The following is a 25,956-nucleotide window of genomic DNA, read 5'->3' on the forward strand; positions in this document are numbered from 1 at the left end:
GTTCGAGCGGTGCGGGGACCAGCAGCCGCGCTGCTGGTCCTCGTCCTCTCGGCCGGGGTGCTGAGCGGCTGCTCCTCGCCGAGCAGTGAGGGAGGGGCGCCGACGGCGACCCTCCCGACCTCGCCGCGGCCGACGTCGGTCGTCGCGCCGACAGCTGATCCGGAGACCGCGCGCCTCCAGGCGCTCGCACAGCTGGCCGAGCAGGCGGCCGCCCGGATCCCCCGGCCGCGACCGGCTGCGCCGCGCCCGGCCGGTGCGGTCCTCGGCGCCGACATCAGCTGGCCCCAGTGCCCGAAGGGTCTCGGGATCCCCGAGCGCCGGACCCTGGGCAGCCCGCTCCCGCTGCCCGCCGCGGAGTACGTCGTGATCGGCCTGACCAACGGCCCGGGCTTCACCACGAACCCGTGCCTGACCGATCAGGTGGCGTGGGTCCGCGAGCGGCGCCTCTTGGCCGCGGCGTACGCCGTCGTCAGCTATCCCGACGCCGCAGCCGTCGCCGAGCACGGTGGTGTCGGGCCCTACGACGGTCGCAACGATCTCGGCGCGCTGGCCAACACGGGCTACCAGCAGGCGCTGGCCAACGTCGGCGCGATGCGGGCCGCGGGTCTCGGCAGTCCGATCATCTGGGTGGACGTCGAGCCGGTCCCCGACTTCGCGTGGAGCAGCGACCTGGTGGCGAACGGCGCCGTGGTGGAAGGCGCTGCACGGGCGTACGCCGACGCCGGCTACCGGGTGGGCATCTACTCCACGCCGTACCTCTGGTCGGAGACCGTCGGCGACCTCGCCCTCGGCCTCCCGGAGTGGCGCGCGGCCGGCCAGACGTCGCGCACGGAGGCACTCGCTCGGTGCGGGTCCGACTGGGTGATCCAGGGAGGTCGGGCGATCCTCGGGCAATGGGTGGAGCAGGGGCGGGACCAGAACGTCACCTGCCCCGGCGTCGAGGCACACCTGGGACGCTGGTTCTTCCAGTACTGATCAGCCGACGGCCTTGACGTACCTGCGGCACGGCGAGACGTACGTCGTGCCGTCCGCGGTCACCTCGTAGGGCAGGTCGTCGTCGTTGCGCCAGCCGCGCTTCTCGTAGAACGCCCGGGCCCGGGCGTTGCCGATCGCGACCGCCAGCCAGGCCACGTCGTACCCGGCGGCCGCGACCTGCCGCTCGGCCTCGTCGAGCAGCAACGACGCGACACCCCGGCCGTGTCGGGACGGGTCGACGAAGACCTGCTCGACCTCGTCGCGGTCGACCATGATGAAGCCGACCACCTCGTCGCCCAGCACGGCCACCGTCGTGTCGTCGACGCGGGCCGGGGTGCGCTCGTGGAAGGACTCGAGCGTGCGGGCCGCGGTGAGTCCGTTGGGGACGTGGCCCGGGTGCGAGGTGTGCCAGGCGGCGTGCCAGATGTCGGCGACGCGGGCCATGTCCTCCGCGGTCGCGGGACGCAGGGTCGGATCGGTCACCAGCTCACCCTAGGGTTGCTCCCATGAGTGATCCGGCCGGGCAGGTGCGTGACGGTTTCGAGGGCTTCGACCGGCTCTGGACCCCGCACCGGATGGCGTACGTCGCGCCGAGCCTTCCCGAGGCAGACGACGACTGTCCCTTCTGTGCGATGGCGGACCTGCAGGTCGAGCAGAGCCTGGTGGTCCACCGCGGCGCCACCTGCTTCGCCGTGCTCAACCTCCACCCCTACAACCCCGGCCACCTGATGGTGCTCCCGCACCGGCACGTCGCCGAGCTCGAGGACCTCACCGACGAGGAGGCCACCGAGCTGATGACGACCACGCAGCAGGCGGTGCGGGTGCTCCGGGCGGTCAGCGGCCCGCACGCCTTCAACGTCGGCCTCAACCTCGGGGGAGTGGCGGGCGGCTCGCTGTCGCAGCACCTGCACCAGCACGTCGTGCCGCGCTGGTCCGGCGACGCGAACTTCATCACCGTCCTCGGCGGCACCAAGACCCTGCCGCAGCTCCTGTCCGACACCCGCGCGCTGCTGGCCGCCGCGTGGCCGACGGCGTGAGCGACGCCGAGCTCGCCGCCCGCCTCGTGCGCGAGGCCGGGACCCTCGCCCGCAGGATGCGCGACGGTGACCTCGACGTCGGTACGAAGACCTCGATCTCCGACGTCGTGACGGCCGCCGACCACGCCGCCGAGCAGCTGGTCGCCGACCTGCTCGCCGCCGAGCGTCCCGACGACGGCATCCTCGGCGAGGAGGGTGCGAGCCGGGCCGGGGCGAGCGGCCGCACCTGGGTGATCGACCCGGTCGACGGCACCTACAACTTCGTCGCCGGCCTGGACTGGTGGTGCTCCGCCATCGCGCTCACCGACGGCGACGAGCTGGTGCTCGGCGCGGTCCACCACCCGGCGACCGGCCGGACCTTCGTGGGCGGGCCCGCAGTGCCCTCGACGGTCGACGGCCGGCGGCTGCCCCCGGTCGTCGACCGGCCGCTGGGCGAGTCGTGCGTGGCGACCTACCTCCACCCGCCCTTCTACGCGGGCGAGGTCGGGGCCGCCTTCGTCCGGGCGATCGGGGGAGCAGCGACGCTGCGGACACTCGGCTCCGGGTCGATGGACGCCGTGGCCGTCGCCGAGGGCCGGCTGCACGTGCTGTTCCAGCACACCGTGCCGCCCTGGGACGAGCTGCCCGGTGCCGCGATCATCCACGGGGCCGGGGGCGTGACGCGGCACGTCGAGGCTGCGGGCAAGGACTGGTACGTCGCGGGCGCGCCGACCGCCGTCGCCGAGGTCTGCGCGGCGCTCGTCGGTCAGAGCAGCGCGTAGGGCGGCTCGGCCGACCTTCCCTGGAAGGCGAGGATGCGCGGGTTGACGACGCGGCCGTCGCGGATCTCGATGGCGTGCGTGAGGGTCTCGTCGGCGTCCCACGAGTCCGGGCCGTCGAGCACCGGACGGATGAACGGGATCAACGCGTTGCTGTTGTCCCAGGTCGCGGAGTTCCAGAGGTACGACGGGCTGTGGTCGACCGCGTAGTAGAGGACGTGGTTGCCGACCTCGAACGTCGGGTCGTCGAACGTCGTCGGTCGCGCCCAGCTGAAGCCCATGTCGAGGTCGCAGGACACGTCGACGATCAGGCTGCCGGGCCGGAACGCCGCGAGGTCCTCGGTCCGCAGGTAGGTGAGCGGCTTGGCGGTGTCCTGGAGCGTGCAGTTGACGATGATGTCGTTCTCGGCGAGGTAGGCGGCCAACGGCTCGCGACCCCGCTCGGTGATGACGTGGCTCTGGTGCTCGCCGTCGGGCTCGTGGTCGAACTGGCGGATCCGCACCGAGTGGATCGGAGAGCCGACGGCGGTCACGCCCCGGTTGGTGAGCACCGCGACCTCGTGCACCCCGTGCGCGTTGAGGGCCGTGACGGCCCCGCGGGCCGTGGCGCCGAAGCCGATCACGATCGCCGTCAGCCGGCGGCCGTAGTCACCGGTGATCCCCGCCAGCTCCATGGCGTGCAGCACCGAGCAGTAGCCGGCGATCTCGTTGTTCTTGTGGAAGACGTGCAGCCCGACGGCGCCGTCGTGGGTCCAGTGGTTCATCGCCTCGAAGGCGATCAGGGTCAGCTCCTGGTCGATCGCCATCTGGGTGAGCTCGGTGTCCTGGACGCAGTGCGGCCAGCCCCAGAGCACCTGACCGGGCCCGAGCGCGGCGATGTCGGAGTGCTGGGGCTTGGGGAGCAGCACCACGGCGGAGTCCGCCAGGATCTCCTCGCGCGCGGCGAACCCGGCGACGTACGGCGCCAGCGAGTCGTCGGAGGCGCCGAAGCGCTCGCCGTAGCCGTGCTCGAGCGTGATCCGGGCACGCAGGTCGGCCGCCAGGCCCGCGATGTGCTCCGGGTGGATCGGGAGCCGGTGCTCGTTCTCCTTGGCGGAGGTCCCCACGACACCGAGCTCCAGGAGCGTCACTTCTTCTTCGTCGGGTGGATCTTGTCCGAGAAGGTGTCCGCCGATCCCTTGTCGCGCTTCTCCGCGCGCTTCTCCTTGATGGACTTGCCGGTCTTCTTGGTCATGGCCTGCCGCGGCGACTTGTCGCTCATGGGGGATCTCTCTGAGAGGAAGCCTGAACGGCTCCGTATCCCGACAGTACGCCCCCGTGCGGCGACGTCGGTCGCCGCACGGGGACGGTCTGGTCAGCCCCGGACGCCGTACAGGTGCTCGAGCGCCAGCTGGTCGAGCTTCTCGAAGCCCATGCCCCGCTGGGCGGCGGCCTCGGGGTCGAACGCCTCGGCGCGCAGGTCGGCGAGCGACTCGCCCGCGGCCAGCGTGGCCACGCCGAGCTGGTCGACCCGGGCCTCCTCGAGCGCCTGCTGCACCTCGGGGTCGGCGCGGAACGCGCGGACCTTCTCCCGCAGGATCAGGTAGTTGCGCATGCACGCCTCCGCCGAGACCCAGACGCCGTCCATGTCCTCGGTCCGCGGCGGCTTGTAGTCGAAGTGGCGGGGGCCTTCGTAGCCGCCGTTCTCCACGATGTCGACGGTCCAGAAGGCGCCGCGGGCGTTGCCGGCGCCGAAGCGCAGGTCCTGGTCGTAGCGGGGACCGTGCTGGCCGTTGAGGTCGATGTGGAAGAGCTTGCCGTGCCACAGCGCCTGGGCGAGACCGTGCGCGTAGTTGAGCGACGCCATCTCCTCGTGGCCGACCTCGGGGTTGAGGCCCACCAGCTCGGGGTGGTCGAGCTCGTTGATGAACGCGAGGGCGTGGCCGATGGTCGGGAGCAGGATGTCGCCGCGCGGCTCGTTGGGCTTGGGCTCGATCGCGAAGCGGATGTCGTAGCCCTGCTCGAGCACGTAGGCGCCCAGGGTGTTGAAGGCCTCGGCATAGCGGTCGAGGGCGCTCTTGACGTCCTTGGCGGCACCGGACTCGGCGCCCTCACGGCCACCCCAGGCCACGAAGAGCTTGGCGCCCAGCTCGGCAGCCAGGTCGATCTGGTCGGCCGCCTTGCGGATCGCGAACCGGCGTACGTCGCGGTCGTTGTTGGTGAAACCGCCGTCCCGGAAGACCGGGTGGGAGAAGAGGTTGGTCGTCACCATCGGCACCACCAGGCCCGTCTCCTCGAGTGCCTTGCGGAACGGTGCGAGGTGCCTCTCCTTGCTCGCCGCATCGGCGTCGAACGGGAACACGTCGTTGTCGTGGAACGTGATCCCGTAGGCGCCCAGGTCGCTCAGTCGGTGGATCGCCTCTGCCGGGTCGAGTACGGGGCGCACTGCGCCACCGAAGACGTCGACGCCCTGCCAGCCCACGGTCCACAGGCCGAACGAGAACTGGTCCTCGCGGGTCGGGGTGAAGGCTGCCGGATCGGTGTTGCTCTGGCTCATCAGGTCCTCGTCTCCATCACAATTCGGTCACGCTCACGCGTGAACACACTTGGTTTGAACGTGCAACAAAACGCGCTCTCAGATGCTCTTGCCGGGCTCGGGCAACCGTGAGTATGTTGTGCCGCACAACATACCCCGTGATGGTCGTCACATCACGGTGTCCAAGCCATGGAGGTCGAGGAAATGGTCAGGAACAAGGGTGCGCGTCTCGCGTCCCTCGCCGCAGTGGGAGTGCTCGCGTTCGGAGCACTCGCCGCGTGCGGGAGCAGTGACAGCGACGGGGGCAGTGCCACCGGTGGGACAGACAGCAGCAGTGGGGGGGCCTCGGGCAAGGTCGGGGTGATCCTCCCCGACTCGAAGTCGTCGGTGCGTTGGGAGACGCAGGACCGCCCGAACCTGGAGGCCGCGTTCAAGGCCGCGGGCCTGGAGTCGATCATCCAGAACGCCGAGGGTTCGCCCGACGCGTTCGGTCAGCTCTGCGACCAGATGATCACCGAGGGCGTCGACGTCCTCATCGAGACCGACCTCGACCCGGACTCGGGCAAGGCGTGCATCGACAAGGCGAAGAACGCCGGCATCGCCGTCATCGACTACGACCGGCTCACCCTGGGCGGCGGCGCGGACTACTACGTGTCCTTCGACAACGTGAAGGTCGGCGAGCTCCAGGGCCAGGGCCTCATCGACGGCCTCCAGGCCGCCGGCACCAAGTCGGGGAACATCGCCTTCATCAACGGCGCCGCGACCGACAACAACGCGACGCTCTTCAAGCAGGGCTACGAGCAGGTCATCAAGGACGACGGCAGCTACACCGTCGTCGGCGACCAGACCGGCGACTGGGACCCGGACACCGCAGGCAAGGTCTTCGACCAGTTCTACGCTGCCCACCCGGACCTCGTCGGTCTCATCACCGCGAACGACGGCATGGCGGGCGGCGTGATCGCCCGTGAGAAGGCCGCCGGCGTCGAGGGCACGATCCCGGTGACCGGCCAGGACGCGACCGCGGAGGGCCTCGCCAACGTCCTGCAGGGCTACCAGTTCGGCACCGTGTTCAAGGACACCTCGCTCGAGGCGAAGGCTGCCTCGGACCTGGCGATCGCGATCATCAACGGCGACGACCCCTCGTCGATCGCGACCGGCTCGGTCAGCGACACGGAGCTCGGCGTCGACGTCCCGTCGGTGCTCGCCACCCCGGTCTGGATCACCGCCGACACCGTCAAGGACGTCGTCGCTGCCGGCCAGGCGGACGCTGCGGACATCTGCAAGGGCATCGAGGACCTGTGCTCGAAGTACGGAGTCAGCTGACCGCAGAGGTCGCGTGACAGCTTGAAATGCGGGGGCCCGCCCATCTGGGCGGGCCCCCGTTTCACCATCAGCTCCCCCGGAAGGGCAAAGCAATGTCGAGTGAAGAGCCGCTGCTGCAGCTACGCGGTGTTCAGAAGTCCTTCGGCGCCGTCGAGGTCCTGCGCGGCGTCGACCTGACGGTCCGACCGGGCCGCGTGACGGCGCTGGTCGGCGACAACGGCGCCGGCAAGAGCACGTTGATCAAGGGAGTCGCCGGCATCTACCCGTTCGACGAGGGCGACTACACGTTCGAGGGCAACGCCGTCCACGTGAAGAGCCCGCGGGACTCGAACGCGCTGGGCATCGAGGTCGTCTACCAGGACCTCGCGCTGTGCGACAACCTCGACGTCGTCCACAACATGTTCCTCGGCCGTGAGGTCACCAAGCGCGGCATGGTGGACGAGGACTCCATGGAGGCCCGTGCCCGCGAGACGCTCGACGGCCTCTCGGTCCGCACGCTGAAGTCGGTGCGCACCCACGTCGCCGCCCTGTCGGGTGGCCAGCGCCAGACGGTCGCCATCGCGCGCGCCGTGCTGTGGAACTCCAAGGTCGTCATCCTCGACGAGCCGACGGCGGCCCTGGGGGTCGCGCAGACCGAGCAGGTCCTTCTGCTGGTGCGCCGGCTCGCCGAGCGCGGCCTCGGGGTCGTGCTGATCAGCCACAACCTGAACGACGTCTTCGAGGTCGCCGACGACATCGCGGTCCTCTACCTCGGTCAGATGGTCGCCCAGGTCGACGCCGTCGACACCAGCCGGGAGCAGATCATCACGGCGATCACGACCGGCAAGCTGAACGAGGGAGATGCGGCATGAGCGCCGTCACCGAAGAGACCCAGGACGCGCACGGCAGGGACACGCTCGGCAGCCTCGCGCGCGACTACGTCGCCAAGCTCCGCGGGGGCGATGTCGGCTCGATGCCGGCCGTCCTCGGACTGGTCGTGCTCGTCATCGCCTTCTCGGTCCTGCGGCCGGAGACGTTCACCAAGGCGTTCAACTTCGGCAACCTGATCCAGCAGTCGGCCGGCGTCACGATCATCGCGATGGGACTCGTCTTCGTCCTGCTCCTCGGCGAGATCGACCTGTCGGCGGGCTACACCGCCGGCACGGCCGCGGCCGTGACCTCGGTCCTCCTCACCTCCCACGACTGGCCGGTCGCTGCGGCGATCCTGGTCGGGCTGCTGACCGGCACGGTGATCGGCTTCTTCATCGGAAACATGGTCGCCAGGCTCGGCATCCCGTCGTTCGTCGTCACGCTCGCGCTGTTCCTCGCCCTGCAGGGCGTGATGCTGACGATCATCGGCGAGAAGGGGTCGATCGACTCCGGTGAGTTCATCGCGAAGCTCAACAGCGACAACCTCCCGGTCTGGCTGGGATGGGTCGTCGCGGTGGCGCTCGTGGCGACGTACGCCGCGCTCACGTTCGTGAGCAACAGGCGCCGCCGCCGCCACGGCCTGACGAGCGAGCCGAACCTCCTGTGGGCACTCAAGTCGGGCGGTCTCGCCGTGCTGACCTTCTTGGTCGTCTACTACCTGTCGATCGAGCGCAGCCCGAAGCCGAACATCAAGTCGATCACGGGCGTCCCGATCTCCCTCGTCATCATCATCGGCCTCGCGATCGTGCTCACCGTGGTGTTGAGCCGGACCCGGTGGGGCAGTCACGTCTACGCCGTCGGTGGCAACGCCGAGGCGGCGCGCCGTGCGGGCATCAACGTCAAGCTGGTCCGGCTGAGCTGCTTCATGGTCTGCTCCACGGTCGCGGCGGTCGGCGGCCTGATGCTGGCGAGCTACAGCGGTGGCGTGAACAACGTCACCGGCGGCAACCAGACGCTGCTCTACGCCGTCGGTGCGGCGGTCATCGGTGGCACCAGCCTCTTCGGAGGCAAGGGCCGTATCGTCGACGCCATCATCGGTGGCACCGTCGTCGCGACGATCGCCAACGGCATGGGCCTGATGAACCAGCCCGACAGCCGGAAGTACATCGTCACCGGTCTGGTGCTGCTGGTGGCGGCCAGCGTCGACGCGATCAGCCGTCGCCGAGCCGCAGCCACCGGACGAGTCTGACGGAGGAGCACGTGCCCACCCCCACCGGCGTCGGCACCGAGGAGCTTCGGCGCGCGAACCTGCGCGCGATCCTCCAGACGGTGCACACCCGAGGTCCCACGACCCGGGCCGTCCTGACCCGCGAGCTGGGGCTCAACCGGAGCACCATCGGTGCGCTGACGTTCGAGCTGCAGAGCCTGGGCCTGGTGACGGAGCAGACATCGGCGGTGGGTGGGCGCTCCGGGCGCCCGTCCCACCTGGTGGTGCCGTGCCCCGACAACGTCGTGGTGGCCGTCGACGTGGGGGTCGACCGGGTCGCCGTGGCGCTGGTCGGCCTCGGGGGCGACGTCCTGGACCGTCGCGACCGGGGCCACCAGCGCGGCGAGCACGACGTCGCGCACGTGGTCGAGTCCGTGGCCCAGATGATCGAGGACTGCCTCGCTGCCGTGCCGTCCAAGCGGTGCCTCGGCATCGGCGTGGCGGTGCCCGGCGCGGTGCGCACCGGCGACGGCCTGGTGCGCTTCGCGCCCAACCTGGGCTGGGTCGAGGAGCCGTTCACCGAGCTGCTGGCGAACCGCCTCGGGCGTCCGGTCTCGACCGGCAACGACGCCAACCTCGGCGTGCTCGCCGAGCACATCCGCGGCGTCGCGGTCGGTTACTCCGACGTGGCGTACCTGAGTGCCAGCGTCGGCATCGGTGGCGGCTTCCTGGTCGGCGGGGTCCCGTTGACCGGCGCGCGCGGGTACGCCGGCGAGGTCGGTCACATGCAGGTCGACAGCCTCGGCCCGGAGTGCCGCTGCGGGTCGGTCGGCTGCTGGGAGATGAAGGTGGGCGAGAACGTCCTGCTGCGCCGCGCCGGGCGGCTCCCGGGCGGCGGCCCGCCGGCGATCGCCGAGGTGATCGCCTCGGCCCGGGACGGCGAGGCCCGCGCGGCCGCCGCCGTCGACGAGGTGGCGGAGTGGTGTGGCGTCGGCATCCGCGCCATCGTCAACCTCTTCAACCCCGAGATCGTCGTGCTCGGGGGAGTGCTGTCGCAGGTGTGGAGCGCCGCGTCGGACCGCGTCGACGAGGCGCTGAGCCGCAGCACGCTGATCTCGCCGCGCAACGACGTCGAGATCCGCTCGGCCCGCCTCGAGGACGACTCGCCGCTCATCGGGGCGGCCGAGCTCGCGTTCGCGCCCGTCCTCGAGCACCCGCAGATGGTGCCGCAGGCGGTCTGAGGCGGGATCACCGGTAGCCTGCTGCCGCCATGATGGAACGTTTCCGAGCCTTCTGGACGAAGGTCATCTCGCCCGTAGCCCACCTCCTCATCCGGATGGGTGTCAGCGCCGACGTCGTGACCCTCGTCGGCACGGTCGGGGTGAGCGCGGGCGCCCTCGTGTTCTTCCCGCAGGGCAAGCTGCTCACCGGGGTGCTGGTGATCACCGCCTTCGTCTTCAGCGACCTGCTCGACGGCTACATGGCCCGGACCACGGGCAAGACGAGCAAGTTCGGCGCCTTCCTCGACTCCACGCTCGACCGGATCGGCGACGCCGCGATCTTCAGCGGGCTCGCGCTCTACTTCGCCTGGTCGGGCGACAGCCGCCTCTACCTGGTGCTCTGCCTGATCTGCCTCGTGATGGGCGCGGTGACGTCGTACGCCCGGGCCAAGGCCGAGGGGATGGGCTACCAGGCCAAGGTCGGCATCGCCGAGCGCGCCGACCGGCTGGTGGCGATCTTGGTGATGACCGGCCTCGGGGCGATCTTCGACCTCCCGATCCTCATGTACATCGCGCTCTGGGCGCTTGCGATCGCCTCGACGGTCACGGTGGTGCAGCGGGTGTGGGTGGTCCGGAAGCAGGCGTTGGCCGAGGCCGCACTACTCTTTCCCCATGACTGACAGCACCCCCAGCGACACCAGCACCGGCACCACCCGAGTCAAGCGCGGCATGGCCGAGATGCTCAAGGGCGGGGTGATCATGGACGTGGTCACCGCCGAGCAGGCGAAGATCGCGGAGGACGCCGGCGCGGTGGCCGTGATGGCCCTCGAGCGCGTGCCCGCCGACATCCGCGCCCAGGGCGGGGTCTCCCGGATGAGCGACCCCGACATGATCGACTCGATCATCGAGCAGGTGTCGATCCCGGTGATGGCCAAGGCCCGCATCGGCCACTTCGCCGAGGCGCAGGTCCTGCAGTCGCTGGGTGTCGACTACATCGACGAGTCCGAGGTGCTGACCCCGGCCGACTACGAGAACCACATCGACAAGTGGGCGTTCACGGTGCCGTTCGTGTGCGGTGCCACCAACCTGGGCGAGGCGCTGCGCCGGATCACCGAGGGCGCGGCGATGATCCGCTCCAAGGGCGAGGCCGGCACCGGTGACGTGTCCAACGCGGTCACCCACATGCGCACCATCCGCAGGCAGATCCGCCGGCTCGCGTCGCTGGAGGGTGACGAGCTGTTCGTGGCGGCGAAGAAGCTGCAGGCGCCCTACGAGCTGGTCAAGGAGGTCGCCGAGAAGGGCAAGCTCCCCGTGGTGCTCTTCACCGCGGGTGGCATCGCGACCCCGGCCGACGCGGCGATGATGATGCAGCTCGGCGCCGAGGGCGTGTTCGTGGGCTCGGGCATCTTCAAGTCCGGCAACCCGGTCCAGCGGGCCGAGGCGATCGTCAAGGCCACGACGTTCCACGACGACCCCGACGTGGTCGCGAAGGTCTCGCGCGGTCTCGGCGAGGCGATGGTCGGCATCAACGTCGAGGACATCCCGCAGCCGCACCGGCTGGCCGAACGCGGCTGGTGACGCGCGTCCTGGCGCGGTGGGCACCACCGGTCCTCGGATTGGTGCTGGTGCTCTCCTCCTGCCAGGACGACGCTCGACCGGTCGCGAACCCGTTCGTCGTCGAGACGGAGTACGGCGCCCTCCACGGGCTGACCGACGACGGCGCCATGGTCTGGCGGGGCATCCCGTACGCCGTGCCGCCCGTCGGTGGGCTGCGGTGGCGGCCGCCCGAGGCGCCCGCACCGTGGGACGGCGTCCGTGACGCCTCGGCGTACGGCCACTCCTGCCTGCAGGGTCGGTCGTCGGGATTCGTCCGGGCGCTGATCGGACCGATCGACGACGTCTCCGAGGACTGCCTCTACCTCAACGTCTCGCGACCCACCGGTGACGCCACGGGGTTGCCGGTGATGGTCTGGATCCACGGCGGTGGCTTCACCGGCGGGACGAGCAGCCTGTCGGTGTACAACTCGCCCGGCCTGGTGCGACACGGCGTCGTGCTGGTGACCTTGAACTACCGGCTCGGGCGGCTCGGGTTCTTCGCCCACCCGGCGCTCGATGACGGGTCGGGGGAGCGGCTCGCCAACTTCGGCCTGCTCGACCAGGTGCAGGCGCTGCGGTGGGTCCAGGAACATCGCGGCCTTCGGCGGCGACCCGGGGACGTGACGATCTTCGGGGAGTCCGCCGGCGGCATGTCGGTGAACGCGCTGATGGCCTCTCCGCGCGCTGACGGGCTCTTCCAGCGGGCGGTGTCGGAGTCCGGCCTCGGCCGTGAGCCGTCCCAGACGTTCGAGCAGGCGCAGGCCGAGGGTCAGCGCCAGGTCGCGTCGCTGGGGCTCGTCGACCCGGATGCCGCCGCGCTCCGTGCGCTGCCCGCCGACCAGGTCGCCGCCCTGCCGGTCGACCTCCTCGGCGGCGGGGCACCGGTCCTGGACGACGTCCTCCCGTCGTCCGTGTCCGACACGTTCGAGGCAGGGGAAGAGGCGGACGTGCCGTACCTCGTCGGCAGCAACGACCTGGAGTTCCCGGACGCGTTCCTGGCCGGGGGCGCGGACCGTGCCGACGGCGTCCGCGACCGGATCCTCGGCGCCGACAGGGAGGCGGCCGTCGAGGCGTACGGCACCGAGGACGAGCTCGACCGCCACCTGGTGTCCGACGTCGTCTTCACCGAACCGGCGCGCCACCTGGCCGTCCTGCACGCGACCCGGGCGCCGACCTACCTCTACCGGTTCTCCGCCGTGGCTCCCGAGCTGGCGGCGACGGTCGGTGGTGCGCCGCACGCCATGGAGATCCCCTACGTCTTCGACGCGACCTCCGGTCAGCGGTTCATGGTCGACGACGCCGCCGGCCTGGCGGCCACGATCAGCGGGTACTGGGTCGCCTTCGCCGCCACCGGGGACCCCAACCACGACGGCGCGCCGACCTGGACCTCGACCGGGCCTGGGCGGTTGATGGAGCTCACCGGTGACGGTCCGCGGATGGTCGAGGTCGATCCGTGGAGCCCTCGGCTGGACCTCGTCGAGGCCGGCTACGACCGACGCTCCTAGCCCGCGGCCGTGGCGCCTGGCCGGCGGGTCAGGGCTTGCTCGCGGCCACGTTCTGCGACCAGAGCATGATGCACTGCGTGCGTCCGTTGCCGATGCAGTGGTAGAGCGCGTAGGTGCCGTCCTGGTGGACCGAGAACGGCCCGCCGGAGTCCGCCCCACCGGTGCCCCCGGAGGTGTCGGCGCTGCCCTGGTTGAGGTCGACATTGATCGGCTTTCCGGTCGTGCCGCGGCACTGCTTGAAGATCTTGCGCTCGCCGTGGTCGCCGCTCGGACCGGAGATGTAGCGGATCTTGAACACCGTGCACTTGTGGTCGGCCAACCGGTCGGCGAGCTGGAAGTTCACGCCGCCGATGCGGCCTGCGGCCGATCCGAGCGGGAAGTCCCACCAGACCGAGCTGCCGTCGACCACGCTGCCGCCGATCCTGCTGCTTCCGAACTCGCAGTTGCGGTAGGCGCGGTGGTCGTGGTGCCCGGTGGCGGATACCAGCCAAACCACCGCGGCCGGTCCGGTCGTTGACGGCCCCGTCGCGAGGGAGCCATAGGATTCCGGACCGTGACCTCCACCATCGGCGTCTTCGCCCTCCAGGGCGACGTCCGCGAGCACCTGCGGGTGCTCGGTGACCTGGGCGTCGACACGCTCGCCGTACGCCGGGTCTCCGAGCTCGACGCCTGCGACGGGCTGGTGGTCCCGGGCGGCGAGTCGACGACGATGGCCAAGCTGGCCCGCACGTTCGACCTGTTCGAGCCGATCCGGCAGCGGATCAAGGACGGGATGCCGGCGTTCGGCACCTGCGCCGGGATGATCATGCTCGCCGACCACATCGAGGACGGCACGCGTGACCAGGAGACCCTCGGGGGGCTCGACATCACCGTCCGGCGCAACGCCTTCGGCCGCCAGGTCGACTCCTTCGAGGGCGACATCGACTTCGCCGGCCTGGACGCCCCGGTGCACGCGGTCTTCATCCGCGCGCCCTGGGTCGAGTCCGTCGGCCCGGGCGTCGACGTGCTCGCCCGCGTGGAGCAGGGGGAGGCCGCAGGTAGGATCGTCGCGGTCCGACAGGGTCCGCTGATGGCGACGTCGTTCCACCCCGAGGTGGGTGGCGACGCCCGGATCCACGGCCTGTTCGTGGACCTGGTGAAGCAGAGCTGAGCGAGTAGAAGAGGGACTGATGTCTGGCCACTCCAAGTGGGCGACCACGAAGCACAAGAAGGCGATCGTCGACGCCAAGCGCGGCAAGATGTTCGCCAAGCTGATCAAGAACATCGAGGTCGCGGCCCGGATGGGCGGCGGTGACCCGACCGGCAACCCCACCCTCTACGACGCCATCCAGAAGGCCAAGAAGTCGTCGGTCCCCAACGACAACATCGACCGTGCGGTCAAGCGCGGCTCCGGCGCGGAGACGGGTGGCGCCGACTACCAGACGATCATGTACGAGGGCTACGGCCCGGCCGGTGTCGCGATGCTCATCGAGTGCCTCACCGACAACAAGAACCGCGCCGCGATGGAGGTCCGCACCGCCATGAGCCGCAACGGCGGCTCGCTGGCCGACCCCGGCTCGGTGTCGTTCCTCTTCAACCGCAAGGGCGTGGTGCTCGTCCCCGCCGAGCAGGAGGGCAAGACCGTCACCGAGGACGACGTCCTCGAGGCGACGCTCGAGGCCGGCGCCGACGCGGTCAACGACCTGGGCGACTCGTTCGAGGTCATCTCCGAGGCGAGCGACCTGGTCGCCGTGCGCACCGCGCTCCAGGCCGCCGGCATCGACTACGACTCCGCCGACGCGTCGTTCGTCCCCGACATGCAGGTCGAGCTCGACAAGGAGGCGGCGGGCAAGATGTTCCGCCTGGTCGACGTGCTCGAGGACCTCGACGACGTGCAGAACATCTTCGCGAACTTCGACGTCTCCGACGAGATCATGGCCGAGATCGACGCGTAACGCAGCGAAGCTGCGGGCCGCGTCAGGCCGGGGTCGAGCAAGGCGCGCGACCGAGGGACGAGGTCGCGACCGCCGTGTCGAGACCCGGTGCGACGACAGACCGCCTCCATCCGGGCGTGTCGTCCGACCGGCGCAGAAGACATGCGGTTAGCGTTGCCTCCGAACACCTGTTCGGACGAAAGGCACTGACCACATGCGCGTGCTCGGCATCGACCCCGGCCTGACCCGCTGTGGCATGGGCGTGGTCGAGGGCACGGTCGGCCGTCCGCTCACGCTCCTCGACGTCAACGTGCTGCGCACGTCGTCCGACCTCCCGGTGCCGGAGCGGCTGGTGACCATCGAGAAGGGCGTCGACGCCTGGCTCGACGAGTACCGGCCCGACGCCGTGGCGATCGAGCGGGTCTTCGCCCGCTCCGACGTCAGCACCGTGATGGGCACCGCCCAGGCCAGCGGCATCGCCATGGTCTGCGCCGCACGGCGCGGACTGCCGGTCGCTCTGCACACCCCGAGCGAGGTCAAGGCCGCGGTGTCCGGCAACGGGCGCGCCGACAAGGCCCAGGTCGGCGCGATGGTGACCCGGATCCTGCGGCTCGACGCGCCGCCCAAGCCCGCCGACGCCGCCGATGCGCTCGCGCTGGCCATCACCCACATCTGGCGCGGTGGCGCCCAGGCCCGCATCGAGGCGGCCGTGGCAAGGAGCAGACGATGATCGCGTTCGTACGCGGCCGGGTGGCCGCAGTGACCCTGTCCAGCGCCGTCCTCGAGGTCGGCGGCGTGGGCCTCGAGCTCATGTGCACGCCCGGCACCCTCGCCACGCTGCGCACCGGCGAGTCCGCCGTGCTGCCCACCAGCATGGTGGTGCGCGAGGACTCGCTGACGCTCTTCGGCTTCCTCGACGACGACGAGAAGCAGACCTTCGAGCTCGTGCAGACGGCCTCCGGGGTCGGGCCGAAGGTCGCCCAGGCGATGGTCGCCGTGCTCTCGCCCGACGACCTGCGCCGCGCGATCGCCTCCGACGACGTGAAGACGCTGACCCGCGTGCCCGGCATCGGCCAGAAGGGTGCCCAGCGGATCATCCTCGAGCTCAAGGACCGGATCGGCGCCCCCACCGGGGTCCGCAGCCCCGGCGCTCCCGTCGGCGAGGCGCCGTGGCGCGACCAGGTGCACCAGGGCCTGGTCGGCCTGGGCTGGCCGGTCCGTGACGCCGAGAAGGCCGTCGACGCCGTGGTGCCGCAGGCCGGCGACGTCCCCGACGTGGCGGCGCTGCTGCGCGCGGCCCTGCGCACCTTGAGCAGGACCTGAGGCGATGCCGTTCCACGAGGACGACCTCGACGAGGCCGAGACCACCCACTTCCGATCGCTGACCGCGGCCGAGGCCGAGGGCGACGAGCGCGCCGTCGAGGCCGCACTGCGACCGCGCACCCTCGACGAGGTCGTCGGGCAGGTGCGGGTGCGCGACCAGCTCGGGCTGGTGCTCGAGGCAGCCCGTCGGCGCGGTCGCGCCCCCGACCACGTGCTGCTCTCCGGCCCTCCGGGGCTCGGCAAGACCACCCTGGCCATGATCATCGCCAGCGAGATGACGGCGCCGCTGCGGCTCACCAGCGGACCCGCCATCACCCACGCCGGCGACCTCGCGGCGATCCTGTCGGGGATGAACGAGGGGGACGTGCTCTTCGTCGACGAGATCCACCGGATGTCGCGCCCCGCCGAGGAGATGCTCTACATGGCGATGGAGGACTTCCGAGTCGACGTCATCATCGGGAAGGGCCCGGGCGCGACGGCGATCCCGCTGGAGATCCCGCCGTTCACGCTCGTCGGCGCGACCACCCGGGCCGGTCTCCTGCCGGGCCCGCTCCGCGACCGCTTCGGCTTCACCGCCCACCTCGAGTTCTACGAGGCACACGAGCTCGACCTGATCATCCAGCGCTCCGCGCGGCTGCTCGACGTCGAGGTGCACGACCACGGCACCGCCGAGATCGCGTCCCGGTCCCGCGGCACCCCCCGGATCGCCAACCGGTTGCTGCGCCGGGTCCGTGACTTCGCGCAGGTGCGCGCCGAGGGCGTCGTCACCCTCCCGGTGGCGCAGTCGGCGCTCGACCTCTACGAGGTCGACCAGCTCGGCCTCGACCGCCTGGACCGCGCCGTGCTCGACGCGCTCTGCCGGCGCTTCGGTGGCGGACCGGTCGGCATCTCGACCCTCGCGGTGGCCGTGGGGGAGGAGCGGGAGACCGTCGAGGAGGTGGCCGAGCCCTTCCTGGTCCGCAACGGCTTCCTGGCACGCACCCCGCGCGGCCGGGTGGCGACCCCCGCCGCCTGGCGGCACCTCGGGCTGACCCCGCCACCCGCCGAGCGCGAGGCGACCCTCTTCGAGGACTGACAGCCGTCGGGGCGCCTCGCGCACCCGGATTCGTGGCCTACGACACCCCCACGGTTAGACTTGCCCGTCGGTCGGGCCCGGTGAGGCCCCGACGTTCCCTGACCACGCTCGAGAGGTTGTTTCGTGCTGGAGTTGCTGCCGCTTGTCGGCATCGCCCTGCTCTTCTGGCTGTTCATCATTCGGCCGGCCTCGCGGCGGCAGAAGGAACTCGGCCGCATGCAGTCGTCGTTGTCCGTAGGAGACGAGATCGTGCTGACCTCCGGTGTCTTCGGGACCGTGGGTCGGATCGCGGACGACCACGTGCTCGTCGAGGTCGCTCCCGGCGTCAGCATCAAGGTCGCCCGCGGCGCGGTCGGGAGCGTTTCGAGCAAGGTCGACCGGACGGTCGACGAGAACCCTCAGGACGACGAGCCCGGCAGCATCGCCGGCGGCTCGCAGGAGAACTGACATGGCACGTCGGCCCAACCGCCCGGGACGCACCCTTTCGGTGTTCCTCGTCGGCGTCGCGATCCTCTACGGCCTCGTCGCCATCGCCGGCGTCTGGAAGCCGGCTCTGGGGCTCGACCTCCAGGGCGGCACCCGGATCACGCTGATCGCCCAGGGCGACCCGTCCTCCGAGAGTCTCGAAGAGGCCCGCGGCATCATCGACCAGCGCGTCAACGCGCGCGGTGTCACCGAGGCCGAGGTCACCACCCAGGGCAGCCGGTTCATCGTCGTCGAGATCCCCGGTGAGAACCGGCGCGACCTCGTCGAGGTCGTCGAGCGCCAGGCACAGCTGCGGTTCCGCACCGTCGCCTGTGTCGACAGCGGAAGCGGAGCCAGCGGCCCCTGCGCGACGGCTGCCACCCCGACCGTGCCGACGGATCCGAACCCCTCGCTCGCGCCCTCCGCCAGCGCGTCGACCGAGCCGTCGGCGAACCCGTCGGACAAGGCATCGGGCAAGCCGGACGACAAGGCCAGCGCCAGCCCGAAGAACCGGGCACCGTTCGTGCTCGGCGAGAAGGACAAGAAGAACGCCACGGCGAAGCCGTCGAAGTCCCCGAGCGCCACGGACTCTGCGACTCCGTCGGACACCGCCTCGCCGTCCGAGACCGCGTCGCCCACGGACACCGCCTCCCCGACCGAGGCGCCCGTCGACGAGCCTGCGGACTCCGACGACCCGGCCCAGCAGGCACTCGACTTCATCACCAACCCCGGCCAGGCCGCGATCGACGAGTTCAACGCCTTCACCTGCCCCTCGACCAAGCCGATCGTGGACAACCCGGACAAGCCGCTGGTGACCTGTGGCACCGAGGAGGAGGGCACGGCCGGGACCAAGTTCCTGCTCTCGCCGGCCGCCATCGAGGGCACCGACCTGAAGTCGGCCGACGCCGTCGTGCCGGCCCAGCAGGTCCAGTGGATCGTCCAGCTGTCCCTCGGCGGCGAGGGCAAGAAGGTCTTCGCCGACCTCTCGCGCGCCATGATCGACGGCAGCGGCACCCCGACCGCAGGCGCGCAGTTCGCCGTCGTCCTGGACGGCCAGGTGATCTCCAGCCCGGGGTTCGACGGAGTCATCTCCGACGGCAACGCGCAGATCAGCGGCACGTTCACGGAGACGACGGCGAAGTCGCTGGCCACCAGCCTCAAGTTCGGCGCGCTGCCGATCTCGTTCGAGAAGGACGTCAGCTCCGAGGACATCGGTCCCTCGCTCGCCGGCAACCAGCTCCAGGCCGGCATCACCGCCGGCATCCTGGGTCTGCTCCTCGTGATGATCTACTGCCTCATCTACTACCGCGGCCTGGGCCTGGTCGTGCTCGCGTCCCTCGTGGTGGCTGCGGCGATCACCTACGCGATGGTCCTTCTGCTCGGCAAGACAGCCGGCTTCACGCTGACCCTGCCCGGCATCGCCGGACTGATCATCGGCGTCGGTGTCACCGCCGACTCCTTCATCATCTTCTTCGAACGCATCCGAGACGAGATGCGCGAGGGCAGGTCCATGCGGGCTGCCGTCGAGAGCGGCTGGAAGCGGGCCCGCAAGACCCGACTGGCCGCCAACGTGGTCTCGCTCCTGTCGGCCTCGGTCCTCTACCTGTTCGCCACCGGCGTCGTGAAGGGCTTCGGTTTCGCGCTCGGGCTCTCGACGCTCATCGACCTGGCGATCCTGTTCTGGTTCACCAAGCCCCTGGTCTCGTGCCTGGCCAGGCTGAAGTTCTTCAACGGCGGCGGCGAGCTCTCCGGGCTCAGCCGCGGGACGCTGGGCATCGAGCCCGTGGCCCAGCCGGTCTCCCAGGGAGGTAAGGCCTGATGGGCAAGTTCTCGAGGCTCGGCAACGAGCTCTACCAAGGCCGGAAGTCCTTCGACTTCGTCGGCCACCGAGCGCTCTGGTACGCCATCTCGGGCTCCCTGGTCGCCGTCGCGATCGCGATCATCCTGATCAAGGGCCTGAACTTCGGCATCGAGTTCACGGGCGGCACGCAGTACCGCGTCGACAACCTCTCGTCGTCCGAAGCCAGCCAGTCGACCGCCGACGAGCTCCGCGACGCGATCGGCGACTCGAGCGTGGGCAGCGAGGCAGCGCCGAACGTGACGACCTCCGGCGAGAGCTCGATCATCGTGCAGACCGAGGACCTCGACACCGCCGGCGACAAGGAGATCCGGTCGATCATCATCGACGTCACCGGCGCCTCCAACGAGGACATCTCCCAGGACAAGATCGGCGCCAGCTGGGGCCAGGAGGTGGCCAAGCGCGCCATCATCGGCGTCGGTGTCTTCCTGATCCTGGTCATGCTCTTCATCTGGGCCTACTTCCGTGAGTGGAAGATGTCGGTGGCCGCGCTGGTCGCGCTGATCCACGACATCGCGTTGACGATCGGTGTCTACGCCCTGTCCGGCTTCCCGGTCACCCCGGCGGCCGTGACCGGCCTGCTCGCCATCCTCGGCTTCTCCATGTACGACACCGTCGTGGTGTTCGACAAGATCCGGGAGAACACGCACGAGCTCAAGAGCGGCCGGCAGACCTACGCCCAGGCCGCGAACCTGGCCGTCAACCAGACCCTGGTCCGCTCGATCAACACCTCGATCGTGGCGCTCATCCCGATCGGCGCGATCCTCTACGTCAGCGCCGTCCAGCTGGGCGCGAGCTCGCTCAAGGACCTGGCGCTCGCGCAGTTCGTCGGCATGGCGGCCGGCGTGTTCTCGTCGGTCTACATCGCCCCGCGCGTGCTGGTCCACCTCAAGTCGACCGAGACGGAGGTCAAGAACGCCGACAAGCGGGCGCGGACCCGGGTCCGTCACGAGGCCGACCGCTACGCGATGGTCCCGGCGTTCACCGACGACCTGCCGGTCCAGAACGACCCGGACGACCCGGACGACGAGTTCGACGACGGCCCGGTGTCGAGCCCGCCCCGCGAGCCCCGACCGCCCGCGGCGTCCAACCGCGGCCGGATCGCCCCGGCGGCCCGGGGGCCGGTGAAGCAGAGCAACGCCGCCGGCCGGGTCCAGCCGACCCGCCAGCCGAAGTCGAAGCGGGACAAGAAGTGACGGACCCCGGGCCGGGGGTGGCGGACGCGATCGCCCTGATCGCGGACGTGCCCGACTTCCCCGAACCCGGGATCCTCTTCAAGGACATCACCCCGCTCCTCGCCGACCACACGGCGTTCACGGCGGTCATCGCCGCGCTCGCCGCGCCGGGTCGCGACGAGGCCGGACGCCCGGTCATCGACAAGGTGCTCGGGATGGAGTCGCGCGGCTTCATCCTCGGTGCGCCGGTGGCGCTGGCCCTCGACGTGGGGTTCGTGCCCGTCCGCAAGGCCGGCAAGCTGCCGCGCGCGACGTACGCCATCTCCTACGCCCTCGAGTACGGTGAGGCGACGCTCGAGATCCACCAGGACGCGATCGCCCCCGGCGACCGGGTGCTGCTGATCGACGACGTGCTGGCCACCGGCGGCACCGCCAAGGCCACGATCGACCTCGTGGAGAAGTCCGGGGGCGTGGTGCACGGCGTCGCGGTGCTGATGGAGCTCGCCGTCCTGCCCGGCCGCGAGACCATCGGCGACGTGCCGCTCACCACTCTGATGACGGTCTGACCTCACCGGTTCCCCTGCGCGCCTAGACTGACGAAGTGACCGAGGAACGCACCGCACCGGCTGAGCCGGAGCAGCGAGCCTCCGAACCCGTCACGACCTCCTCGACGCGCAGCATGCGGGCCCGGCTGGCCCGGATGGGCACCCGCAACCAGACGGCGAACCCGGTCCTCGAGCCGCTCTTCCGCTCCGTCCGGGCCAACCACCCGAAGGCGGACCTGGCGCTCCTCGAGCGTGCCTACCTGACCGCCGAGAAGATGCACGGCAGCCAGATGCGCAAGAGCGGTGACCCCTACATCACCCACCCGCTCGCCGTCACCACGATCCTCGCCGACATCGGCATGACCGAGTCGACGCTGGCGGCGTCGCTGCTCCACGACACGGTCGAGGACACGCCGTACACGCTCGAGCAGGTGCGCCAGGACTTCGGCGACGAGGTCGCCCAGCTCGTCGACGGCGTGACGAAGCTCGACAAGGTCAAGTACGGCGACTCGGCGCAGGCCGAGACCATCCGCAAGATGATCGTCGCGATGTCGCGCGACATCCGGGTGCTCGTCATCAAGCTCGCCGACCGGCTGCACAACATGCGGACCCTGCGCTACGTCCGCCAGGAGACCCAGGAGCGGGTCGCCCGCGAGACGCTCGACATCTACGCCCCGCTGGCCCACCGGCTCGGCATGAACACGATCAAGTGGGAGCTGGAGGACCTCGCCTTCGCGACCCTGCACCCCAAGATCTACGACGAGATCGTGCGGATGGTCGCCGAGCGCGCGCCGTCGCGCGACCAGTTCCTCGCCGAGGTGATCACCCAGGTCGAGGCCGACCTGCGCGAGGCGAAGGTCAAGGCGACGGTCACCGGGCGGCCGAAGCACTACTACTCGATCTACCAGAAGATGATCGTCGGCGGCCGCGAGTTCTCCGACATCTACGACCTGGTCGGCATCCGGATCCTCGTCGAGGACGACCGCGACTGCTACAGCGTCCTCGGTGTCCTGCACTCGCGGTGGAACCCGGTGCTCGGGCGGTTCAAGGACTACGTCGCGATGCCGAAGTTCAACATGTACCAGTCGCTGCACACCACGGTCATGGGCCCGCAGGGCAAGCCGGTCGAGCTCCAGATCCGCACCTTCGCCATGCACCGCCGCGCCGAGTACGGCGTCGCCGCGCACTGGAAGTACAAGGAGAACAGCCGCACCGGCGTCGACACCGAGCGCGCGGGCGACCTCGACGACATGACATGGGTGCGCCAGCTCCTCGACTGGCAGAACGAGGTCGAGGACCCGGGTGAGTTCCTGGAGTCGCTGCGCTTCGAGATCAACCGGGCCGAGGTCTACGTCTTCACCCCGCGGGGCGACGTGATCGCGCTGCCGACCGGCGCGACGCCGGTCGACTTCGCCTACGCCGTGCACACGGAGGTCGGCCACCACACGATCGGCGCCCGCGTGAACGGCCGCCTGGTGCCGCTCGAGTCGGAGCTCGAGAACGGCGACGTCGTCGAGGTGTTCACCTCGAAGGCCCCGAACGCCGGACCCTCGCGCGACTGGCTCGGGTTCGTGAAGTCGCCCCGGGCCCGCTCTAAGATCCGCCAGTGGTTCACCAAGGAGCGGCGCGAGGAGGCGATCGACCGCGGCAAGGAGCAGATCGCCAAGCTGATGCGCAAGGAGGGGCTGCCGCTCAAGCGGCTGATGTCCCACGAGTCACTGATGCTCGCCGCGGTCTACTTCAAGCTGCCCGACGTCTCCGCCCTCTATGCCGCGGTGGGCGAGAACAACCTCAGCGCCCAGGCCGTCGTCCGGCACGTCATCGACCTGCACGGTGGCGACGACGGCGCGGCCGAGGACCTCGCCGAAGGCGTCACGATCACCGGGCGCCGGGGCCGGAACGTCCAGCCGGGCGGCGACTCCGGCGTCATCGTCAAGGGGGCGCCGGACGTCTGGGTGAAGCTGGCGAAGTGCTGCACGCCCGTCCCTCCCGACCCGATCCTCGGGTTCGTCACCAAGGGTGGGGGCGTGTCGGTGCACCGGCAGACCTGCACCAACGCCGCCAGCCTGCAGGCCCAGCCCGAACGGGTGCTCGAGGTCGAGTGGGCGCCGACCGGCCAGTCCAGCTTCCTGGTCAACATCCAGGTCGAGGCCCTCGACCGGGCGCGACTGCTCTCCGACATCACGATGGCGCTCTCGGACGCGCACGTCGACATCCTCAGCGCCAACCTCTCGACGTCGCGGGACCGCGTCGCCAAGAGCCGGTTCACCTTCGAGATGGCCGAGGCCAAGCACCTCGACACGGTCCTCAAGGCGGTCCGCTCGGTGCCCGGCGTGTTCGACGCCTACCGGGTCACGCAGTAGCGGTCTGGACCGCAGCGGCGGTTGGCCCGAACCGACCGATGGCCCTCCGCATCGGGCCTACGTTGCGAGAATGCATCCTTTCTCGCGGCCCTCGGCCAAGGCCGTCCTCGTCGCCGGCGCCCTCGCCCTGACCCTCGTGGTCGGCGCGACCTCCGGCGCCGTGGCCGGCAAGCTGATCACGTCGCACGACATCAAGGACGGCACCATCAGGGCCAAGGACCTGCGTGACGACAGCGTCACCCACGCCAAGATCGCGCCCGGCGCGGTCGACTGGGACAAGTCCCTGAGCGCTGCGACCAAGGCGCAGATCGAGGACCTCGTCACCCCGGGCCCCGCGGGACCGGCAGGTCCGGCCGGCGAGCAGGGTGCCACCGGTCCGGCGGGACCGGCGGGCGAGCGGGGCTCGCGAGGCCCCGCCGGCCCGGCCGGCGAAGGCAGCCTGATCGCCCGCGAGTACTACGGCGCCGACGGCTACTCGGCGGCCAACGGCGAGGGCCTCAGCGAGCTGTCGAGCGCCAGCGGGGACACGCTGACGCTGAGCGGTCCGGGCAACTACCTCATCAGCACCCAGGCGCTCTTCCTCGACACGAGCGGCCCGTTCCCGATCCTGTTCGTCGGCGACCCCGGCGACCCCGGCGACTCCGACGCCTTCAACCCGGACGCAGTCCTGAAGGCGTGCGTCGCGACGTACGCGCCGCTCTGCTCGACCACGCTGTCGGTCTCCGTGGAGGCGGGCGACGACCTCGAGCTGCCGGTGTTCTACGCGAGTGACGTCGCCACCCCCTGCGACACGGACTGCGAGCCGCTCGCCCTCGCCCGGGTCGAGGTCTACCGGATGGGCGGCGCGGTGATCGCCGACCCCGGCTTCCCGACGATCCCACCCTGCCGGGGCGCGAACACGTCGTTCAGCCGCACGATGCAGAAGCTGGCGGCCCACCGCTGCTGAGCTGCTGAACCCGGAGCGGTGCGGGTCAGCCGGAGAAGTCCGCGCTGGCCCGCTTCGCCATCTCGAGGAACGACTGGCGGGAGGCGAGGTTCTCCTCGAGCTCCTTCACCTTCTTCTCGTTCCCCGCGGCCCGGGCCTTCTCCAGGTCGGCCTGGACGTCGGCGATGGCCGCCTCGAGCTTGGAGACCATGTCGTCGGCGCGGGCGGACTTCTCGGGGTCGGACCGCTTCCACTGGTCCTCCTCGACGCCGCGGATCTCCTGCTCGACCTTGCGGATCCGGCCCTCGAGCTCCTTCATCCGGTCGCGGGGGACCTTGCCGGCGGCGTCCCAGCGGTCGGCGATGTCGCGGAAGGCCCTCTTCGCGGCCTCGAGGTCGGTGACGGGCAGCAGCGCCTCGGCCTCGGCCAGGATCCCCTCCTTGACCTGGGCGTTGGCGGCGAACTCCTGGTCCTGCTCGGCCGCCGCCGCGTCCCGGGCGCCGAAGAACGCGTCCTGGGCCCCGCGGAAGCGCTTCCAGAGCGCCTCGTCGACCTCGCGCGGCGCCGGGCCGGCGGCCTTCCAGTCGCGCATCAGGTCGCGGTAGCGGCCCGCGGTCGGGCCCCAGTCGGTGGACCCGGCGAGCTCCTCGGCCTCGGTGGCCAGCCGCTCCTTGACGGCGCGGGCGGCGTCCCGCTTCTCGTGCTGCTCGGAGAAGTGCGACTTGCGGCGCCGGGTGTAGGCCGTGCGCGCCGTCGAGAACCGGCGCCAGAGGGCGTCGTCCGAGGCGCGGTCGATGCGGGGGAGCGCCTTCCACTCGTCGAGCAGTTCGCGCATCCGGTTGGCGCCGTTGCGCCAGTCGGAGCCCTCGGCGAGCTTCTCGGCCTCGCCGACGATCTTCTCCTTGCTGGCCTTGGACTCCGCCGTGCGCAGCGCCCGCTCGGCCTTGCGCGCCTCGCGCTGGGTCTCGACGACCGGACCGAGCGCCTCCAGCCGGGCGGTGAGCGAGGCCAGGTCGCCGACGGCGTTGGCCTCGGCCACCTGCGTCAGGACGGTGCGGACGGAGGCGGTCGCCTCCTCCGGGGACAGCACGCCGGACTTGATCCGCTGCTCCAGCAGCTCGACCTCGAACGCGAGCGCGGCGTACCGCTCGGTGAAGAACGTCAGCGCCTCCTCGGGCGTGCCCTCCGGGTACTGGCCCACGGGACGTTCGCCGTCGGCGGTCTTCACGTAGACGGTCCCGTCGTCGTCGACTCGACCCCACTGATGACTCGTCACTGGTGCACTCCGCTCGATCATCGGCCTCGACCTCACCCGGTCCCCGTCGGGAC

Annotated in this window: 27 protein-coding genes; 21 read left to right on the forward strand and 6 right to left on the reverse strand. The window is 70.6% G+C overall.

Features of this window, described 5'->3' with window-relative positions; all coding sequences use genetic code 11:
* Positions 1 to 9 precede the first annotated feature (9 nt).
* On the forward strand, positions 10 to 975 hold the full coding sequence (locus PD653B2_RS08555) for a hypothetical protein (RefSeq protein WP_085871914.1): 966 nt from the start codon (positions 10 to 12) through the stop codon (positions 973 to 975).
* Here the strand turns inward: PD653B2_RS08555 and PD653B2_RS08560 are convergent, their stop codons facing one another.
* The gene (locus PD653B2_RS08560) at positions 976 to 1,458 is read right to left on the reverse strand and encodes a GNAT family N-acetyltransferase (protein ID WP_085871915.1); all 483 of its coding nucleotides are present in this window, start codon (positions 1,456 to 1,458) and stop codon (positions 976 to 978) included.
* A gap of 23 nt (positions 1,459 to 1,481) precedes the next feature.
* On the opposite strand from PD653B2_RS08560, the gene PD653B2_RS08565 reads away from it, so the two are divergent.
* Together PD653B2_RS08565 and PD653B2_RS08570 are read left to right on the forward strand one after the other, a co-directional pair.
* Complete coding sequence (locus PD653B2_RS08565; protein ID WP_085871916.1) at positions 1,482 to 2,012, forward strand: HIT family protein; 531 nt, start codon at positions 1,482 to 1,484, stop codon at positions 2,010 to 2,012.
* Positions 2,009 to 2,773, forward strand: coding sequence for an inositol monophosphatase family protein (locus PD653B2_RS08570; protein WP_242665202.1), 765 nt, complete (start codon positions 2,009 to 2,011; stop codon positions 2,771 to 2,773). Before PD653B2_RS08565 ends, PD653B2_RS08570 begins: the two co-directional genes overlap by 4 nt.
* On the opposite strand, the gene PD653B2_RS08575 is transcribed toward PD653B2_RS08570, so the two are convergent.
* From PD653B2_RS08575 to xylA, 3 genes are all read right to left on the reverse strand, one after another.
* Positions 2,758 to 3,900: a N(5)-(carboxyethyl)ornithine synthase gene (locus tag PD653B2_RS08575; protein ID WP_085871917.1), complete on the reverse strand. Its 1,143-nt coding sequence runs from the start codon at positions 3,898 to 3,900 to the stop codon at positions 2,758 to 2,760. The genes PD653B2_RS08570 and PD653B2_RS08575 overlap by 16 nt on opposite strands.
* Positions 3,897 to 4,031, reverse strand: a complete 135-nt coding sequence (locus PD653B2_RS25850) for a hypothetical protein (RefSeq protein WP_089503915.1) — start codon at positions 4,029 to 4,031, stop codon at positions 3,897 to 3,899. The genes PD653B2_RS08575 and PD653B2_RS25850 overlap by 4 nt, the downstream gene beginning before the upstream one ends.
* Before the next feature lie 93 nt (positions 4,032 to 4,124).
* Positions 4,125 to 5,306, reverse strand: a complete 1,182-nt coding sequence (xylA, locus tag PD653B2_RS08580) for a xylose isomerase (RefSeq protein ID WP_085871918.1) — start codon at positions 5,304 to 5,306, stop codon at positions 4,125 to 4,127.
* A gap of 168 nt (positions 5,307 to 5,474) precedes the next feature.
* Between xylA and PD653B2_RS08585 the strand changes: the two genes are divergently transcribed.
* From PD653B2_RS08585 to PD653B2_RS08615, 7 genes are all read left to right on the forward strand, one after another.
* The gene (locus PD653B2_RS08585; RefSeq protein ID WP_242665203.1) at positions 5,475 to 6,608 is read left to right on the forward strand and encodes a sugar ABC transporter substrate-binding protein; all 1,134 of its coding nucleotides are present in this window, start codon (positions 5,475 to 5,477) and stop codon (positions 6,606 to 6,608) included.
* A gap of 92 nt (positions 6,609 to 6,700) precedes the next feature.
* Positions 6,701 to 7,459, forward strand: a complete 759-nt coding sequence (locus PD653B2_RS08590; protein ID WP_085871920.1) for an ATP-binding cassette domain-containing protein — start codon at positions 6,701 to 6,703, stop codon at positions 7,457 to 7,459.
* On the forward strand, positions 7,456 to 8,706 hold the full coding sequence (locus PD653B2_RS08595; protein ID WP_085871921.1) for a sugar ABC transporter permease: 1,251 nt from the start codon (positions 7,456 to 7,458) through the stop codon (positions 8,704 to 8,706). Before PD653B2_RS08590 ends, PD653B2_RS08595 begins: the two co-directional genes overlap by 4 nt.
* Before the next feature lie 11 nt (positions 8,707 to 8,717).
* Positions 8,718 to 9,905: an ROK family transcriptional regulator gene (locus PD653B2_RS08600; protein WP_085871922.1), complete on the forward strand. Its 1,188-nt coding sequence runs from the start codon at positions 8,718 to 8,720 to the stop codon at positions 9,903 to 9,905.
* A gap of 29 nt (positions 9,906 to 9,934) precedes the next feature.
* Positions 9,935 to 10,564, forward strand: coding sequence for a phosphatidylinositol phosphate synthase (gene pgsA / locus PD653B2_RS08605; protein ID WP_085871923.1), 630 nt, complete (start codon positions 9,935 to 9,937; stop codon positions 10,562 to 10,564).
* Positions 10,557 to 11,462: a pyridoxal 5'-phosphate synthase lyase subunit PdxS gene (pdxS, locus tag PD653B2_RS08610; RefSeq protein ID WP_085871924.1), complete on the forward strand. Its 906-nt coding sequence runs from the start codon at positions 10,557 to 10,559 to the stop codon at positions 11,460 to 11,462. Before pgsA ends, pdxS begins: the two co-directional genes overlap by 8 nt.
* The gene (locus tag PD653B2_RS08615) at positions 11,459 to 12,985 is read left to right on the forward strand and encodes a carboxylesterase/lipase family protein (RefSeq protein ID WP_165763393.1); all 1,527 of its coding nucleotides are present in this window, start codon (positions 11,459 to 11,461) and stop codon (positions 12,983 to 12,985) included. Before pdxS ends, PD653B2_RS08615 begins: the two co-directional genes overlap by 4 nt.
* A 28-nt stretch (positions 12,986 to 13,013) precedes the next feature.
* Here PD653B2_RS08615 and PD653B2_RS08620 read toward each other — a convergent pair whose 3' ends face one another.
* Complete coding sequence (locus PD653B2_RS08620) at positions 13,014 to 13,481, reverse strand: hypothetical protein (RefSeq protein WP_085871926.1); 468 nt, start codon at positions 13,479 to 13,481, stop codon at positions 13,014 to 13,016.
* Positions 13,482 to 13,538: 57 nt separating this feature from the next.
* Here PD653B2_RS08620 and pdxT point away from each other — a divergent pair, with 57 nt between their 5' ends.
* From pdxT to PD653B2_RS08675, 11 genes are all read left to right on the forward strand, one after another.
* Positions 13,539 to 14,135, forward strand: coding sequence for a pyridoxal 5'-phosphate synthase glutaminase subunit PdxT (gene pdxT, locus PD653B2_RS08625; protein WP_085871927.1), 597 nt, complete (start codon positions 13,539 to 13,541; stop codon positions 14,133 to 14,135).
* Between the two features lie 19 nt (positions 14,136 to 14,154).
* Positions 14,155 to 14,919 (forward strand): YebC/PmpR family DNA-binding transcriptional regulator, encoded by a 765-nt coding sequence (locus tag PD653B2_RS08630; RefSeq protein WP_085871928.1) that lies wholly within the window; start codon positions 14,155 to 14,157, stop codon positions 14,917 to 14,919.
* Positions 14,920 to 15,112: 193 nt separating this feature from the next.
* A complete protein-coding gene (gene ruvC / locus PD653B2_RS08635; protein ID WP_085871929.1) occupies positions 15,113 to 15,628 on the forward strand; it encodes a crossover junction endodeoxyribonuclease RuvC in 516 nt (171 codons plus the stop codon).
* Positions 15,625 to 16,221 (forward strand): Holliday junction branch migration protein RuvA, encoded by a 597-nt coding sequence (gene ruvA, locus PD653B2_RS08640; protein WP_085871930.1) that lies wholly within the window; start codon positions 15,625 to 15,627, stop codon positions 16,219 to 16,221. Before ruvC ends, ruvA begins: the two co-directional genes overlap by 4 nt.
* Positions 16,222 to 16,225: 4 nt before the next feature.
* Entirely contained in the window at positions 16,226 to 17,296 is a 1,071-nt protein-coding gene (ruvB, locus tag PD653B2_RS08645; RefSeq protein ID WP_085871931.1) for a Holliday junction branch migration DNA helicase RuvB, read from the forward strand.
* A gap of 123 nt (positions 17,297 to 17,419) precedes the next feature.
* The gene (gene yajC, locus PD653B2_RS08650; RefSeq protein WP_085871932.1) at positions 17,420 to 17,743 is read left to right on the forward strand and encodes a preprotein translocase subunit YajC; all 324 of its coding nucleotides are present in this window, start codon (positions 17,420 to 17,422) and stop codon (positions 17,741 to 17,743) included.
* 1 nt (position 17,744) lies between these two features.
* Complete coding sequence (secD, locus tag PD653B2_RS08655) at positions 17,745 to 19,580, forward strand: protein translocase subunit SecD (protein ID WP_085871933.1); 1,836 nt, start codon at positions 17,745 to 17,747, stop codon at positions 19,578 to 19,580.
* Positions 19,580 to 20,815, forward strand: coding sequence for a protein translocase subunit SecF (gene secF, locus PD653B2_RS08660; RefSeq protein ID WP_085871934.1), 1,236 nt, complete (start codon positions 19,580 to 19,582; stop codon positions 20,813 to 20,815). Before secD ends, secF begins: the two co-directional genes overlap by 1 nt.
* Complete coding sequence (locus tag PD653B2_RS08665; protein ID WP_085871935.1) at positions 20,812 to 21,360, forward strand: adenine phosphoribosyltransferase; 549 nt, start codon at positions 20,812 to 20,814, stop codon at positions 21,358 to 21,360. The genes secF and PD653B2_RS08665 overlap by 4 nt, the downstream gene beginning before the upstream one ends.
* A gap of 113 nt (positions 21,361 to 21,473) precedes the next feature.
* A complete protein-coding gene (locus tag PD653B2_RS08670; protein WP_085872065.1) occupies positions 21,474 to 23,702 on the forward strand; it encodes a RelA/SpoT family protein in 2,229 nt (742 codons plus the stop codon).
* A 70-nt stretch (positions 23,703 to 23,772) separates the two neighbouring features.
* On the forward strand, positions 23,773 to 24,648 hold the full coding sequence (locus PD653B2_RS08675; protein WP_085871936.1) for a collagen-like protein: 876 nt from the start codon (positions 23,773 to 23,775) through the stop codon (positions 24,646 to 24,648).
* 25 nt (positions 24,649 to 24,673) lie between these two features.
* On the opposite strand, the gene PD653B2_RS08680 is transcribed toward PD653B2_RS08675, so the two are convergent.
* Complete coding sequence (locus tag PD653B2_RS08680; RefSeq protein ID WP_207559377.1) at positions 24,674 to 25,924, reverse strand: DUF349 domain-containing protein; 1,251 nt, start codon at positions 25,922 to 25,924, stop codon at positions 24,674 to 24,676.
* Positions 25,925 to 25,956 lie beyond the last annotated feature (32 nt).

The organism is Nocardioides sp. PD653-B2, from assembly GCF_002117935.1.
In the GTDB taxonomy this organism is placed as follows: Bacteria; Actinomycetota; Actinomycetes; order Propionibacteriales; family Nocardioidaceae; genus Nocardioides.

Coding starts and splice junctions, on each gene's coding strand:
- PD653B2_RS08565 (WP_085871916.1), top strand. CDS start 1,482: ATGAGTGATCCGGCCGGGCAGGTGCGTGACGGTTTCGAGGGCTTCGAC.
- PD653B2_RS25850 (WP_089503915.1), bottom strand. CDS start 4,031: ATGAGCGACAAGTCGCCGCGGCAGGCCATGACCAAGAAGACCGGCAAG.
- xylA (WP_085871918.1), bottom strand. CDS start 5,306: ATGAGCCAGAGCAACACCGATCCGGCAGCCTTCACCCCGACCCGCGAG.
- PD653B2_RS08585 (WP_242665203.1), top strand. CDS start 5,475: ATGGAGGTCGAGGAAATGGTCAGGAACAAGGGTGCGCGTCTCGCGTCC.
- PD653B2_RS08590 (WP_085871920.1), top strand. CDS start 6,701: ATGTCGAGTGAAGAGCCGCTGCTGCAGCTACGCGGTGTTCAGAAGTCC.
- PD653B2_RS08595 (WP_085871921.1), top strand. CDS start 7,456: ATGAGCGCCGTCACCGAAGAGACCCAGGACGCGCACGGCAGGGACACG.
- pgsA (WP_085871923.1), top strand. CDS start 9,935: ATGATGGAACGTTTCCGAGCCTTCTGGACGAAGGTCATCTCGCCCGTA.
- pdxS (WP_085871924.1), top strand. CDS start 10,557: ATGACTGACAGCACCCCCAGCGACACCAGCACCGGCACCACCCGAGTC.
- PD653B2_RS08630 (WP_085871928.1), top strand. CDS start 14,155: ATGTCTGGCCACTCCAAGTGGGCGACCACGAAGCACAAGAAGGCGATC.
- ruvC (WP_085871929.1), top strand. CDS start 15,113: ATGCGCGTGCTCGGCATCGACCCCGGCCTGACCCGCTGTGGCATGGGC.
- ruvA (WP_085871930.1), top strand. CDS start 15,625: ATGATCGCGTTCGTACGCGGCCGGGTGGCCGCAGTGACCCTGTCCAGC.
- ruvB (WP_085871931.1), top strand. CDS start 16,226: ATGCCGTTCCACGAGGACGACCTCGACGAGGCCGAGACCACCCACTTC.
- secD (WP_085871933.1), top strand. CDS start 17,745: ATGGCACGTCGGCCCAACCGCCCGGGACGCACCCTTTCGGTGTTCCTC.
- secF (WP_085871934.1), top strand. CDS start 19,580: ATGGGCAAGTTCTCGAGGCTCGGCAACGAGCTCTACCAAGGCCGGAAG.
- PD653B2_RS08670 (WP_085872065.1), top strand. CDS start 21,474: ATGCGGGCCCGGCTGGCCCGGATGGGCACCCGCAACCAGACGGCGAAC.
- PD653B2_RS08675 (WP_085871936.1), top strand. CDS start 23,773: ATGCATCCTTTCTCGCGGCCCTCGGCCAAGGCCGTCCTCGTCGCCGGC.
- PD653B2_RS08680 (WP_207559377.1), bottom strand. CDS start 25,924: ATGATCGAGCGGAGTGCACCAGTGACGAGTCATCAGTGGGGTCGAGTC.